At 72.7% G+C, this 13,953-nt stretch carries 10 protein-coding genes; 6 read left to right on the forward strand and 4 right to left on the reverse strand.

The window, feature by feature from the left end; genetic code table 11:
• Window positions 1-114 precede the first annotated feature (114 nt).
• A complete protein-coding gene (locus ABZT47_RS11415; RefSeq protein ID WP_354839097.1) occupies window positions 115-3,804 on the reverse strand; it encodes a hypothetical protein in 3,690 nt (1,229 codons plus the stop codon).
• A 1,082-nt stretch (window positions 3,805-4,886) separates the two neighbouring features.
• Between ABZT47_RS11415 and pip the strand changes: the two genes are divergently transcribed.
• From pip to ABZT47_RS11440, 5 genes are all read left to right on the forward strand, one after another.
• Window positions 4,887-5,852 (forward strand): prolyl aminopeptidase, encoded by a 966-nt coding sequence (pip, locus tag ABZT47_RS11420; RefSeq protein WP_354839100.1) that lies wholly within the window; start codon window positions 4,887-4,889, stop codon window positions 5,850-5,852.
• Window positions 5,853-6,019: 167 nt separating this feature from the next.
• On the forward strand, window positions 6,020-6,166 hold the full coding sequence (locus ABZT47_RS11425) for a hypothetical protein (protein ID WP_354839103.1): 147 nt from the start codon (window positions 6,020-6,022) through the stop codon (window positions 6,164-6,166).
• Between the two features lie 390 nt (window positions 6,167-6,556).
• Window positions 6,557-6,703 (forward strand): hypothetical protein, encoded by a 147-nt coding sequence (locus ABZT47_RS11430; RefSeq protein WP_354839106.1) that lies wholly within the window; start codon window positions 6,557-6,559, stop codon window positions 6,701-6,703.
• Window positions 6,704-6,781: 78 nt separating this feature from the next.
• The gene (locus tag ABZT47_RS11435) at window positions 6,782-7,504 is read left to right on the forward strand and encodes a hypothetical protein (RefSeq protein WP_354839109.1); all 723 of its coding nucleotides are present in this window, start codon (window positions 6,782-6,784) and stop codon (window positions 7,502-7,504) included.
• Between the two features lie 51 nt (window positions 7,505-7,555).
• Window positions 7,556-10,432, forward strand: coding sequence for a BTAD domain-containing putative transcriptional regulator (locus ABZT47_RS11440; RefSeq protein WP_354839112.1), 2,877 nt, complete (start codon window positions 7,556-7,558; stop codon window positions 10,430-10,432).
• 88 nt (window positions 10,433-10,520) lie between these two features.
• On the opposite strand, the gene ABZT47_RS11445 is transcribed toward ABZT47_RS11440, so the two are convergent.
• The 3 genes from ABZT47_RS11445 to ABZT47_RS11455 form a co-directional block, all read right to left on the reverse strand.
• Window positions 10,521-10,985 (reverse strand): ATP-binding protein, encoded by a 465-nt coding sequence (locus ABZT47_RS11445; protein ID WP_354839115.1) that lies wholly within the window; start codon window positions 10,983-10,985, stop codon window positions 10,521-10,523.
• 170 nt (window positions 10,986-11,155) lie between these two features.
• The gene (locus ABZT47_RS11450) at window positions 11,156-11,899 is read right to left on the reverse strand and encodes a hypothetical protein (RefSeq protein ID WP_354839118.1); all 744 of its coding nucleotides are present in this window, start codon (window positions 11,897-11,899) and stop codon (window positions 11,156-11,158) included.
• A gap of 39 nt (window positions 11,900-11,938) precedes the next feature.
• A complete protein-coding gene (locus ABZT47_RS11455) occupies window positions 11,939-12,277 on the reverse strand; it encodes a hypothetical protein (RefSeq protein WP_354839121.1) in 339 nt (112 codons plus the stop codon).
• Between the two features lie 230 nt (window positions 12,278-12,507).
• On the opposite strand from ABZT47_RS11455, the gene ABZT47_RS11460 reads away from it, so the two are divergent.
• Entirely contained in the window at window positions 12,508-13,845 is a 1,338-nt protein-coding gene (locus tag ABZT47_RS11460; RefSeq protein ID WP_354839124.1) for a hypothetical protein, read from the forward strand.
• Window positions 13,846-13,953 lie beyond the last annotated feature (108 nt).

The raw sequence follows: 13,953 nt of genomic DNA on the forward strand, positions 1-13,953 counted from the left end.
GATGCGCGCGAGCGGCGCGAGGTTCTCCCATCCGGGCTCTGGGCCGCAGACGGGTCTCGCTGTTCATGGCCGAGGTCCGCGTTCTTCCGGCCGGTCCATGGTCACGGAGCCGGTCTACCGGCCGGCGGGACCGGCGAGCACGCGGTCCACCTGGCGCAGCAGGCCGCCGGTCGGCGCGCACGCGTCACAGTTCCACACGCGCACGGTTCCGTCGTCGTGCGTGGTGAGCATCCGCCGGCCGTCCTCGGCGAACGAGACGCTCTCGACGCTCGCGCCGAACCCGGAGAAGGTCAGCGGCTGGCCGGCCGTGTCCGACCGCCACACGCGCACTGTGGCGTCGTGCCCGGCCGAGGCCACCCAGCGGCCGTCGGCGCTGAACGCCACGTACCACACCATGCCCTGGTGGGCCCGGTGCACCAGCGGCGTGCCCCGCCCGTCCGCCGGCCAGACCCGGACGGTGCCGTCGCTGCCGGCGCTCGCCACGCGGCGGCCGTCCGGGCTGAACGCCACCGACCAGACCAGCCCCTGATGGCCGCGCAGCACCACGGGCGGGGCCTCGCCGGTGGTGTCCCACACCCGCACAGTGCCGTCTTGCCCGCCCGTGGCGATGTGGCGCCCGTCCGGGCTGAACGCCGCGAACCGGATCTGGCCCTCGTCGGCCTTGCGGACCAGGGCCGGGCCCGAGCCGTCGGCGGACCAGACGCGCAGAGTGCCGTCGATGCCGGCGGTGGCGACGCGGCGCATGTCCGGGCTGAAGGACACCGTCCACACCACGCCGCTGTGCCCGCGCAGGACGACCGGCGGCGCGGCTCCGTCCAGATCCCATATGCGCACGGTGCCGTCCCGGCCCGCGCTCGCCACGTGCCGGCCGTCGGGAGCGGCGGTGACGCCGAGCACCTCACCGTGGCCGCCGCCGGGCACCTCACCGTGGTGGCCGTTGCCGAGCACCCGCCGCCGCCCGGTCGACAGATCCCAGAGGCCGACCTCGCCGTCCTCGCCCCCGCTGACGATCCGCCGCCCGCCGGGCAGGAAGGCCGCCGACCACACGGCGCCACGGTGACCGCGCAGAATCGTCGAACCGTCGCGCAGCGACCAGACCCGCACCGTGCCGTCCTCGCCGCCGGAGACCAGCCGCGCCCCGTCCGGGCTGAACGCCACGCTCCACACCACCCGCTGGTGGCCGCGCAGCACCAGCGGATGGCCGCCGCCGTCCGAGCTCCACACCCGCACGGTGGAGTCGTCGCTGGTGGTCGCGAGCCAGTGGCCGTCGGGGCTGAAGTCCAGGCCCTCCACCGTGCCGTCATGGCCGCGGAGCACCACCGGGCCGCCGTGCCCGCCGGCCGGCCAGACGCGCGCCGTGCCGTCGACACCGGCGCCGGCGCTGGCCACCCGCGTGCCGTCCGGGCTGAACCGCACGGTCTTGACCGCGCCGTCGTGGCCGCGCAGCACCGCCGTGGCCTTCCCCGTGCCGAGGTCCCACAGGCGCACCGTGCGGTCGTGGCCGCCGGTGGCCAGGCGGTGGCCGTCCGGGCTGAAGGCGACGCCCTCCACCGGACCCTCGTGCCCGCGCAGCACCACCGCCCCGCCCGCGCCGCCGGAGTCCTGGACGCGCACGGTGCCGTCCTCGCCGGTGCTGGCGACCCGCCGCCCGTCCGGGCTGAACGCCACATTCCACACCGTCTTGTGGTGGCCGGTCAGCACGACCGGCGGGGCGGAGCCGTCCAGCGACCACACCCGCACCGTGCCGTCCGAGCCCGCAGTGGCGAGCCGGCGCCCGTCCGGGCTGAAAGCGGGGCTGTGCACGTCGCCCTGGTGCCCGGTCAGCACGAGCGGGACGCCGGACGGCAGCCCGGTGCGGGGGTCGCACGACCACACGCGCACCGTGCCGTCCGAGGCGGTCGCCGCCACGTGGGCGCCCCTGGCGCTCCAGGCCACCCCCATCTGCCGGCCGGTGAGGCCGGGCAGCGACATCAGCATGCGGTCGTCGACCAGCGCCTGGCGCAGCGCGGTCTCCGCCTCGCCGGTGGGACGGACCGCGTACGCCCGCCGCGCCTGCCGCAGCGCCCCCTCCGGGTCGAACTGCGACTGCGTGCGCGACTCGGCCGCGAGCTGCCGCGACACCGCGACGTCGCGCTGGGTGCTGATCTCCCCAGCCTGCATGAGCGCCATGGCCGCCAGCACGCTCACCGCGATGACGGCGCAGGTCAGGCCGCTCAGCGCCAGGACGACCCGCCGCCGGACCGCGCCGCGCTCGCCGGCCTGCTGCCGCCGGCCCGCCGCGAGGAAGTCGCGTTCGAGGTCGTTGAGCCCCTCCAGCGACCGGCCGTCCCAGTGCGCGAGCCGCGCCCCCCGGTACAGGAACGCCGCGTCGCGGCCGTGCTGGTCCCATTCCGCGGCCGCCTCGGTCAGCTTGCGGTGGGCGCGCAGCAGCTCGCGGTCCTCGGCCAGCCAGGAGCGCAGCCGCGGCCAGGTCCGGATCAGCGCCTCGTGGGCGATGGTCACGCTGTCCTGGCCGGCGGTCACCAGCCGCCCCTCGATCAGCCGGTCCAGCACGGCCGCCACCGCGGCGCTGTCCGGGCCGCTCACCAGCTCCGCGCGTCGGGCCCGCCGCCGGGTGTCCTCGGTTCCGTCGCCGGGGGCGATCAGACGCAGCATCACCCGCCGCACCAGGTGCCGCCGCTCGTCCGGCAGCTCGCCGTAGACCCGCTCGGCCGTCATCGCGATCGCCCCGCGCACCCCGCCCGCCGCCCGGTAGCCGGTCACGGTCAGCGAGGAGCCGCGCCGCCGCCGCCAGGTCTCCAGCAGCGTGTGCGAGATCAGGGGCAGCGCGCCGGACTGCTCGCCCACCTCGGTGACCATGATGTCGACCAGCTCGGGGGCCACCTTGCCGCCCACCCGCTCGGCGGGCCCGGTGATGGCCCGCCGCAGGTCCTCCTCCTCCATCGGGCCGACCAGCACCTGACGGTCGCGCATGGCGGCCACCAGGTCGGCGTGGCCGGCGCAGTGGGCGTAGAAGTCGGCGCGCACGCCGAGCACGACCCGCGCCCTGGGCTCGCCGCTCATGGCGACCACCAGCGCGACGAACTCCGCGCGCTCCCGCTCGTCCCGGCAGAGGGTGAAGACCTCCTCGAACTGGTCGACCACCAGCAGCAGGCGGGCCTGCTCCGGCCGCTCGCCGAGCATCCGCGCCACGGCGGACGGCAGGGCGGCGGGGGTGGCGGTCGGGGCCGCCAGGCGCAGGCGGAGCGCCTCCAGCGGGTGCTCGCCGGGCGTCAGCGCGACGACCGGCCAGTGTTCACCGCCGGCCACGCCCCCGGCGGCGACGGCCGGCAGCAGCCCGGCGCGCAGCAGCGAGGACTTCCCCGCCCCCGAAGCCCCGAAGACCGCCAGCAGCGGCGAGGCGGCGAGCCGCGCGCACAGGTCCGCCACCAGCCGTTCGCGCCCGAAGAACAGGTCGGCGTGCTCGGGGCCGAAGGCCGCGAGCCCACGGTAGGGAGCGTCGTCGGCGGGGCGGGCGGGCTGGTCGTCCTCGCGCCGGGCCAGCTCGTCGGCGAGCTTGCGCCAGCGCTCCTCCCACTCCTGGACGTCGCCGCCGCAGGCCCGGACGTAGGCGAGGGTCACCGGCAGGCTCGGCAGGACGTTGCCGCCGGCGGCCTCCGACAGTGCCGTCACCGAGAAGTTCGCCTGGCCGGACAACCGCCGGTAGCTCGGCCGTCCTGCGGCCTCGCGTAATCGCCGCAGTTCGAAGGCGAAGGCGTGCAGCAGATCCTTGTCCGGATCGAGCTCGCGTTCCGGACGTCCCATACCTGCGCTCCCCGTGCGTGTTGTTTGTCCAGTGGGGCAAACCCTCGCTGGACAACCCATGGCCGACTATACCGATAGCGATGCCGCTCGCTGGGAGTAATGGCACGCGGTGCTGGATTGGTGTGAACCGGAATGGAGGGCGAGAAGACCACCATGCGAATGAGGGGAATGATCGCTTTCGTGCCCGGGTTCACCTTGGCGTTCGCGGCGTGCTCCGCCGGGGCCGGCGAGTTCGCCTTCATCCGTCCGTCATGCCGGGCGGGCCGCGCGGCCTGCCCGCCACCCCGGGCGGGACCGAGATGCGCGATCCCGCGACGGTGCCCCCGGCGCCGGCCGCGCCCGTCCGCGGGCACGGCCTGACACGTTCCACTCCAGCTCACGGAGCGAGGGCGCGAGATGTCCCCGGCTCGCCCGCGCGAAAGGGGCCCGTGTGCCGGACGCCGTGCCACCACAAGGGCACGGCGGTGGAACGAGGTGCCGCGCCGGTCGCACCTGAAGCGGGATCATCCACGGTCGCCCTCGCGGCGGGCGACCTACACGAAGCCACCCTGGAAGGCCCCGCACCGCCTCGGGCAACCCCCTCCTGCTCGGCCGGTGCGAGCCCAAGGACGGAAGACAGGCGCCCTCCCCGCCATCCCGGCCAGGCCGGGGGGCTTCCCCGGGGAGGCACGCCTGGCCGTTTCCGTCCTGCCTCACATGGCCTCGCCCCCGGTCTCGATACCTCCCGAGAACCGGAGGCGAGGCCATGTGGCGGTTTATGCTGCTAAATCGATTTGTGGGTGATAAGCGACGGCAAAGAGGGCCAATGGGGGGAAATATCGTATAAATCCACAGGCCCCGCACCGGCCGTTGACAGGCCTCCCCGAAGCGGCGGACCGGCCCCTCCAGCACGGTGCGGACGCCCGATCAGATCACCCGCCGCCGGTCCACCGGATCCACGACAAGGCGGATGTGGTCCACGTCCGAGTCGCCGCACGGGCGTCCGACCAGGTCGAAGATGGTGCGTGAGTCATTCGCCGTGCGCTCCCGGGTGGGCGTGCCCGTGCGGCGTCCGGGGCGGCGCACTGCCAAGATGGCTGGTCATGAGGACGCTCTATCCACCGCTCGAGCCCTACGACTCCGGCATGCTCGACGCCGGCGACGGCGACCAGGTCTACTGGGAGGTCTGCGGCAACCCCGACGGCAGGCCCGTGGTCATGGTGCACGGAGGGCCGGGTGGTGGCTGCACCCCCGACCACCGCCGCCAGTTCGACCCCGAGGCCTACCGCATCGTGCTGTTCGACCAGCGCAACTGCGGGCGCAGCCTGCCGCACGCGAGCGACCCCGCCGTGTCTCTGGAGCACAACACCACATGGAACTTGGTCGCCGACATGGAACGCCTGCGTGAGCATCTCGGCGTCGAGCGCTGGCAGGTCTTCGGCGGCTCGTGGGGCAGCGCCCTCTCCCTCGCCTACGCCCAGACCCACCCCGGCCGGGTGACCGAGCTCGTGCTGCGCGGCATCTTCACGCTCCGGCCCCTGGAACTGCGGTGGTTCTACCAGGAGGGCGCCTCGCTGGTCTACCCCGATCTGTGGGAGAGCTACATCGCGCCGATCCCGCAGGACGAACGCGGCGACCTCATCGGCGCCTTCCACCGCCGGCTCAACGACCCCGACCCGGACGTACGGCTGCCCGCCGCCCGCGCGTGGAGCGTCTGGGAAGGCTCCACGATCACCGTGCGCCCGAACCCGGACATCATCGCCACCCACGGCGAGGACGACTACGCGGTGGCCTTCTCCCGCATCGAGTGCCACTACTTCGTCAACAACGGCTTCCTCGAGGACGAGCAGCTGCTGCGCGACGTCGACAAGATCAGGCACATCCCCTGCGTCATCGTCCAGGGCCGCTACGACATGTGCACCCCGGCCAGGACCGCCTGGGACCTGCACCGCGCCTGGCCCGAAGCCGAGTTCCACATGGTCCCCGAGGCCGGCCACGCCTACTCCGAACCGGCCATCCTCGACCGCCTCATCACCACCACCGACCAGTTCGCCCGCAAACCCGCCTGACCCCGCCGCCCCCCCGCTTCAACGCCCACCGTCGTCCGTCCGTCCGTTCTCCGGCCGTCCGAGGCCTTCGGCGCTCTCCGGGACGCCCCGAAGATCTTCCGAAGCGTTTTCGAAGACCGCCGCGCCACGATGGCCGGGAAGTTCTCACCACCGCACCGGAGGTTCCAATGGCGAACGGGCAGACATCAGGCGAGCGGAACTCCGAGACCCAGGTGCTGCGGGACGCGCTGGTCGTCCCCATCCGCATGAGCATCGTCTGGAATGCTCCCCGCAGCTCCAGGGAACTCGCCGTGACGGGCGCCGAAGGGCGCTGACGCAGACGTTCCCGGCCCTGGGCCCTCCCACGCTCACAGGGCCGGGAACCCTCATCCCCGAAGGCGGACCCCACCGCCGCGGGCCGCCTCCACGCCCCGGCGAAACCGCGACCCCGGCCGCCCTCCCCAGCCGGTCCGAGGCCCACGGTCCCGTCATCACGATCCCGTACCAGGCCCGCCTTCCCCAGCCGGTCCGAGGCGACGGTCTCGTTATCACGATCCCGTACCTGGCCCGCCTTCCCCGGCCGGTCCGAGGCGACGGTCTCGTCCGGCAGAAACCCGCACCACGGCCCGGTTCCCCAGCCGGGCCGTGGACCGCGGTCTCGACCCGCCGGCCGGCCGCCCGGCCGGAGGTTTCCGCCACCCGGACGACCTTCTGAGGAGAAGCCCATGACACACGGTTCCACGAAGTCCACGCGCAGCGCCGAGACCCGGATCCTGCGGGACTCTCTGACGCTCCCCATCCGCATGAGCATCACCTGGAACGCCCCCCGCAGCCCGAAGGAACTCGCCTTCGCGGACGCCGGGCAGCACTGATCCACGGGTCCTCCGGCCCCGGGAACCCCAAGATCCCGAGGCCGGAGGGCCTCCCGTCTCGTGAAGGTCACCCTCCCCATGACGTCCTTCTCGTTCCGCGCCTGCTTCGACGGCGTCGTCCCCCCGACGGCCGCCGACCCGTCGGCGCTCGGAACGCCGCCCTTCCGCGCCGTCTCGTACTGCGAGCCCTTCCGCGCCGCCTCCGGCTACGGCTGGTACCTGTACCCGCCGGTGGACTGCTACATCAAGTGGGACGGCGCCGCGTTCCACTGGCTGATGGAGAACGCGGACGACTGGATGCCGCTGACCAACATCGCCGCGCAGACGCTGATCCGGCTGACCGGCGCGGAGCCCACCGACGACGCCTTCCTCGGGCTGCCGGTCTTCTCCACCCCTCCCGAGCCCGGCCTGCTGCAGATCTGGACCGGTCTGGTGGCCGTCACACCGCCCGAATGGAGCCTCCTGGTGCGCGGCGTGCCCAACCTGCCCGGCAGCATCACCTACGAGGTGCAGGACGGCATCCTGGAGACCGGCTGGTGGCACGGCCCCGTCCTGGGCAACCTGCGCTTCCGTCGCACCGACGAAGTGATCCAGCTCTCGCGCAGGATGCCGCTGTTCGCCGTCCAGCCGGTGCCCTGCGCCGCCTACCAGGGCAAACTGCTCCGGCAGACGGAGTTCGTGCCGGTGAGCGACGAGAGCCGCGCGGAGACCGCCAAGATGATCTCCGACGCGTTCTCCGTCCGCGACGACGACAGCCCCGGAGGCTACCGCCGGGAGGTCTCGCGCCGACGACGCGCATGAGACCAGGTGACCCCAGTAGCCTTGGCGCAGGCCGAAGAAGGGGCTCACCGGGTGCGTTTCCGCTATCAGCTGCTGGGGCCGGTCACGGTGTCCGGCCCGGACGGGCCGCTGCGTCTCGGCGGTCCCAAACAACGGGCGGTGCTGGCCGCCCTGCTGCTGAACGCCAACCGCGTGGTGGCCGAGGAGCGGCTGTTCGACCATGTGTGGGGCGACGACCCCCCGCCCAGCGTCCGCGGGCAGCTCCACGTCCACATCTCCGACCTGCGCAAGATCATCGGCCGTGACGCGATCGTCCGGCGCCGCCCCGGCTACCTCCTGCAGATGCGCCCCGGGGAGCTCGACCTCGACGCCTTCGACGACGCCGTCGCCGGGGCCCACGCCGAGCTGGCCGCCGGCCAGGCCGACTCCGCCGCCCACCGGCTGCGCGCCGCGCTGGCATTGTGGCAGGGCGCCGCGCTCGGCGGCGTCACCGAGCCGCTCCTGGCGCTCGAAGGCCCGGCGTTGCGGGAGCGGCGGCTCAGCGCGCTGGAGGACTATTTCCACGCCCAGCTCGAAGCCGGGTGGCACATCCACGCCGTCGGCGAGTTGCGCCGCGCCGCCGAGGAGAACCCGTTCAGGGAGCGTCTCCAGTCGCTGCTGATGCTGGCGCTGCACCACTGCGGGCGCACTCCCGAAGCGCTGGAGGTGTACGCCGCCGCCCGCGAGCGCCTCACCTCCGAGCTCGGCCTCGAGCCCGGCGCGCTGCTCCGCGACACCCAGCTGCGGCTACTGCGCCACCGCGACCGCGACGCCGACCTGCCCGGCTCGGGCGCCGTACCCGGCTTGGGCGCCGGCCTGCCGGGGGCCGGCGCCGATTCGCCCGGTTCCCGCGGCGCCATCACTCCCAGGCAACTGCCCGCCGACGTCACCTCGTTCGTCGGCCGCGCCGGCCCCATCGCCCGCCTCGACGCGCTGCTGCCGCGTGACGGCGGGCCGTCCACCGCCGTCGTGGCCGCGATCGGCGGCGGCGCCGGCGTGGGGAAGACGTCGCTCGCCGTGCACTGGGGGCACCGCGTCCGCGACCGCTTCCCCGACGGGCAGCTGTATGTGAACCTTCGCGGCTTCGACCCGAAGGGCTCGATGATGAGCCCGGCCGAGGCCGTCTGCGGGTTCCTGGAGGCTTTTGGAGTGTCCGGGCAGCGCATCCCCGCCGGCGAGGCCGCGCGCTTCAGCCTCTACCGCAGCCTGCTCGCCGGCAAGCGCGTGCTCGTCCTGCTCGACAACGCGCGGGACGCCGACCAGGTGCGGCCCCTGCTGCCCGGCGACCCCGGATGCCTCACGGTGGTCACCAGCCGCGACCAGATGGCCGGGCTCGTCGCCGTCGAAGGGGCCCAGCCGATCAGCCTCGACCTGCTGTCCGCCGCCGAGTCCCGCGAGCTGATGGCGCGCCGCCTCGGCGCGGGCCGGGTCGCCGCCGAGGCGCGCGCCGTCGACCGCATCGGTGACCTGTGCGCCCGCCTCCCCCTCGCGCTCGCCATCGTGGCCGCCCGCGCCGCCACCAACCCGACCTTCCCGCTCGCCGCCCTCGCCGACGAGCTGCGCGAGGCCCACGGAGACCTCGACGCCTTCGACGGCGGCGACCCGGCGAGCAACGTGCGCACCACCTTCTCCTGGTCGTACCGCACCCTCAGCCCGGACGCGGCCCGGCTGACCCGGCTGCTCGGCCTGCACCCCGGCCGGTACGTCGCCGGCGGCGTCGCGGTCAGCCTGGCCGGCCTGCCGGTACGGCGCACCCGCGCGCTGCTGGCCGAACTCACGCGCGCGCAACTCGTCACCGAGTACACCCCCGGGCGCTACACCCTGCACGACCTGCTGCGCGTCTACGCCACCGAGCTGGCCCACACCCACGACCCGGAGGCCGAACGGCGCGGCGCGACGCACCGCCTGCTCGACCACTACCTGCACACCGCGCACTCGGCGGGCCACCGCTTCTCCTCGCAGCCGCCGATGCCTCTGGACCCCGCCCTGGACGGCGTCGTCCCCGAGGCACTCACCGAACAGCAGGCCGTCGACTGGTTCGCCGCCGAGTACCCCGTCATCCTCGCGGCCATCGACCAGGCCGTCGACGCCGGGTTCCCCACGCGCGCCTGGCAGCTCGTCTGCACCCTGACCACCACCTTCTTCCACCAGCGCGGCGGCTGGCTCAACGAGGCGATGACGACCTACCGCCGGGTCCTCGACGCCGCCGTGCGCCGCGGCGACCTCACCGGGCAGGCCCATAGCCACCGTGGTCTCGCCCTGGTCCACGCCGGGCTCGGCCACATCGGCCAGGCCGACACCCACCTGCGCCGGGCCGTGGACCTGTTCGGCCGTCTCGGCGACCTCGCCTACGAGGCCGACGCCAACCAGGGCCTCACCTGGGTGAGCGACCAGCAGGGATGCTTCGAGCTGGTGCTCCACCACGCCGAGCGGGCCCTGGAGCTGTTCACGGCCGCCGGCCATCGTCCCGGCCAGGCCGTCGCGCTCAACAACGTCGGCTGGGGCCACGCCCGGCTCGGCGACCACGAACGCGCCCTGTACTACTGCCACAAGTCCCTCGAACTGTGCGAGGAGTTCCCCGACCAGATCGGCAAGGCCACCATCCGCGACAGCCTCGGGTACGCCCATCACCAACTCGGCCACTACGAGGAGGCCGTCACCCGCTACCGGCAGGCCCTGGAGCTGTACCGCCGCTCGGGCAGCATGTACTACGAGACCCGCACTCTCAGCCGACTCGGCGACGCCTACCAGGCCATGGGCGACCCCGCCGCCGCCCAGCACGCCTGGCGCCAGGCCCTGAGCATCCTGGACAACCTCTCCCACCCCGACGCCACCCTGCTCCGCGCCAAACTGTCCCCCACCCCACCACTCCCCGCCGGCGCCCCCACCCCTCCTCTCGTCACCTCGTGACCGCGCGACGAGGCGCCGCGTAGGCCGAAGGCGTACGGCCTATCGGCGTCTCCGCAGGGCGGCGAGCCCGCCGGGGTCGCGGTACAGGTCATGCCTGGTCAGCGTTCGGGTGGGGGTGAAGGGCGAACCAGACGACGCAGCGGGGGCGGTCCTCGATGTAGCCCCATTGGTCGGCGATGGCGCGGACGAGACGCACGCCCCGGCCCGACTCCGCCAACTTTCCCCACTCCGCCGGCGCGGCCGCGTCGACGGAAACGCGGCGGCAGGTGCACGGCAGCGTCTCGGCTCCCTCGGACACCACCTCCACCTGCAGCCGCTGGTCCTCCTCACCGAGCAGGACGACCCCGACCACGGTGGACCGGGTGTGCACGACGGCGTTGGTGAACGTCTCCGACAGCAGCAGGAGAGCGTCGTCGCGGCGCGGATGACCCTCCAGCACCTTCGCCGCCCACTTCCGCGCTTCGGGGACCGAGCCCTCGGCGGCACTGAACGCCGCCCTCTCGAGCAGGCGTACGACGGGAGCGGCGCCGAAGGCGTCCTCGCACATGGGCATTCGCTGGTCCTTCACGAAAGAGGCCGGGTCGATCGCGAGCCGCGTTCCGGCAGCGGCCCAGCGAAAGCCAAGCTCTTTCGCGTGGCCGTCGCCATCTCACCGACGCCGCTCAGATGGCCTCGCTCCCGTCCTCGTTCCCTCACCATCGTGTCGTCCCCGGCCTCGACCCCTCACTGCCGTCTGGTGACCGCCCCCCATATTCCTCGCAAACTTCGGAGTCCTCGCGATGTCCACGCGGTCGGCCCGCCAGACGCACCTCGCCGTCGTGCCCTTCGGCGCTGGACTTCCGTGCCACCGGGGTTGTCCGGATGACGCTGGAGGCGCGCCTCGGGCATGATCACGAGCGCGACCACGGCCATGCTGAGGACGAGGAACACGGCCGTCACCATCGGGCCTGAAAGCCACGTGACCGCCCCGGTACCTCGGACCGGTCCTAGATCGCTCAGCACCCGGCCGAGCCACCACAGCGATCCCGCCGTCAGAGACGCCGACAGCAGAGCCCAGCAGGCGACGAAGCGGTCAGGCTCGCTCGCCACCACCAGGACGAGCAGGAAGGACACCACCAGCAGGGACAGGACGGTCTCGGCGGCCGGAGTCACCGCCGATCCGGCGGAGGAGCCCGCCAGGTCCCACAGGGACAAGTAGGTGACGATTCCTCGACCGTCCTCGCGGTGATGCCGAAGACCCACCCACGGCAGTGCGCTCGCGAAGATCAGCAGCACCGAGACCATGCCGCCGCGTACCGCGTGTCCCAGCCTGCGGCGGATCTCCAGCGACCACGGTGAGCCCGTGAGCCTCTGTCCTGCGGACGCCGTCATCCGGCGCGCGGTGTCTCGCTCGTCGGCACTGTCGACGAGAGTGAGCAGGCCGAGTCCGAGTATCAGAGCCAGCGTTTCGACGAGCGCTGCGGCCACGCCGGGTGCGGTGCCGTCGGGGGCGGCGTCGCCGAGCGCCTAGTGCAGCCACATGGTGTTCAGAAAGCTGAGCGCGTCAGCGAGCAGCGCGCCGAGCACCATCGGACGCGCGGGATGGAAAGCGGCCAGGAGGGTGAGCGCGAGAGCCAGCAACAGCATGCCGAGCGCGCCTCCGCCATACGCGCTCACGGAACCGGCATCGGACCCCGGCAACTCCCACAGGGTCAGCCCCTCGCCCGTCGACCAGGGATGGGTACTAGGCAGCCACGCCACGGTGCTCGTGACAAGCAGGCCGAGGGACAGGCCGGCACACCACACCGAATACCGGATGCGCTGGACGGCCGCGAAAGGCTCGACGGGAGCCGGTGAGCTGGACATGCGAATCAGACCGCACCTTCAAGTTGGATCGGGTCGGGAGAATCTCGCCGGGGACGCTATGAGGCTCGTCCGATCGGCGGCGTCGCTCTCCCGTGTCGCCAACGGGCACCGACCGGTCACCGATGTGGCATGCCTGTGCCTCGACCGCCGTGACACCGAAAACGGCTGGCCCTCACCCGCGACGCCACTTAAAGTCGCGAAGTGATTACCGAACGTTGACCGTATGGTTCGTGAAGGCGGTGTTCCGGATGCCCGGCCGGCAGACGTTGTTGAGAGTGTTGCTGTCCAAGCGTCACCAGGAGACGCATCGGGCGTTCTGCCTGGAGTACGAGAAGGTGGCGCGGGCCATCGACCGGCGCCTCATCGGCTCGGCCCCGAGCCGCGAGGCGTTCGGCCGCTGGCTCAAGGGCCACCTGAAGACCAAGCCGCAGGCCGACCACTGCCGGGTGCTGGAACGGATGTTTCCCGGCCACACCGTTGCGGAACTGCTCGCGCCGTACGACCCTGAAGGGAAAGGCTCCGGCGTCGCACCAACGCGCCCCGACCCCCGGGAGGCGGCCACGAACCGGCGAGAAGTCTTCCACCTAGGCGCCACCACCATGGCCCTCGGCCTCACCGAGACCCTCTCCCGAACCCCCGACCTCTTCGAGCAGGTTCTCGATGCCAGCAGCGTGAGCGAGGCACGGGTGCTCTACCTGGAGAACGAGGCGGATCGGCTTGGACGGAATGTACCGCCTCCCACCGTGCTGCCAGAGGCGCTTCTCCATCTGGCGAGTGTGAGAGAACTGCTGACGCAGAGGCATCCCGCTGAAGCGCAACGCAGGCTGACCAGGGTGGGTGCCAAGCTGGCCATTGTGGTGGGCGAAATCATGTTCTGCGCCAACCACTTCCCACTCGCCCGCAGGTGGTACACGACCGCGACCAGGGCGGCGGACGAGGCCGGCGATCGTTACCTCGCCGATCTCGCCCTCTCCAGCACCGCGCTCATACCGACGTATGCGGCAGATCCCCATGCGACTCTCGCCATGGTCGTGCCCCGGCTGGAACGCAGCGTCACCGCCACGCCGGCCATCGCCTGGATGTGGGGCCTCGCCGCCCTCGCCCACGCCTCGCTCGGCGACAGGCCGGCGTTCGAACGCGCCATCAACCGATCCGGGTACACGCTGGACCGTTGCGCGGACGACCTGCTCCAGCCGGGAGTGCTGTCCTTCCAGCGAGAGCGCCAACTCTTCTACGAGGCACGAGGGCGGGCCGACCTAGGAGACCTGGGCGGCACGGCCGAGGCGATGACCCGGGCACTGGCGCGCTACGGGGCCAAGGACTCCAACGATCCCGCTCTCGTCCGGCTTGCCTACGCCTGTGCACTCGCCAAGGCGGGGGAGATCGAAGAAGCGTGCCACTTCGCCACGGCGGCCGTCCGGGACGCGCACACCGGACCGAGCATCACCGTGGTCGTAAGGGCCCACGATTTCGACGATCTTCTCGCGGACTCGGGTTCGGCGACGGCCGACTGGCGAGAAGCCCTCTCCGGTCTTCGAGCACCGGACCCGACATCACTGGTGTCCTAGGCTGCGTGATCGCTCACGGGGAGACCTCGAGGAAGACGGCGGGGGTGAATGCTGCTATGACCAGCCGCTCATGCTGGCCGCCGTCGACCGCGAGACCTTGCTCGGCGT

This window comes from Sphaerisporangium sp. NPDC005289 (genome assembly GCF_040607455.1).
In the GTDB taxonomy this organism is placed as follows: domain Bacteria; phylum Actinomycetota; class Actinomycetes; order Streptosporangiales; family Streptosporangiaceae; genus Sphaerisporangium; species Sphaerisporangium rhizosphaerae.

Bases quoted from the DNA above. Each gene is read 5' to 3' on its own strand.
- ABZT47_RS11415 (WP_354839097.1), bottom strand. From the start codon at position 3,804: ATGGGACGTCCGGAACGCGAGCTCGATCCGGACAAGGATCTGCTGCAC.
- pip (WP_354839100.1), top strand. From the start codon at position 4,887: ATGAGGACGCTCTATCCACCGCTCGAGCCCTACGACTCCGGCATGCTC.
- ABZT47_RS11425 (WP_354839103.1), top strand. From the start codon at position 6,020: ATGGCGAACGGGCAGACATCAGGCGAGCGGAACTCCGAGACCCAGGTG.
- ABZT47_RS11430 (WP_354839106.1), top strand. From the start codon at position 6,557: ATGACACACGGTTCCACGAAGTCCACGCGCAGCGCCGAGACCCGGATC.
- ABZT47_RS11435 (WP_354839109.1), top strand. From the start codon at position 6,782: ATGACGTCCTTCTCGTTCCGCGCCTGCTTCGACGGCGTCGTCCCCCCG.
- ABZT47_RS11445 (WP_354839115.1), bottom strand. From the start codon at position 10,985: ATGCCCATGTGCGAGGACGCCTTCGGCGCCGCTCCCGTCGTACGCCTG.
- ABZT47_RS11455 (WP_354839121.1), bottom strand. From the start codon at position 12,277: ATGTCCAGCTCACCGGCTCCCGTCGAGCCTTTCGCGGCCGTCCAGCGC.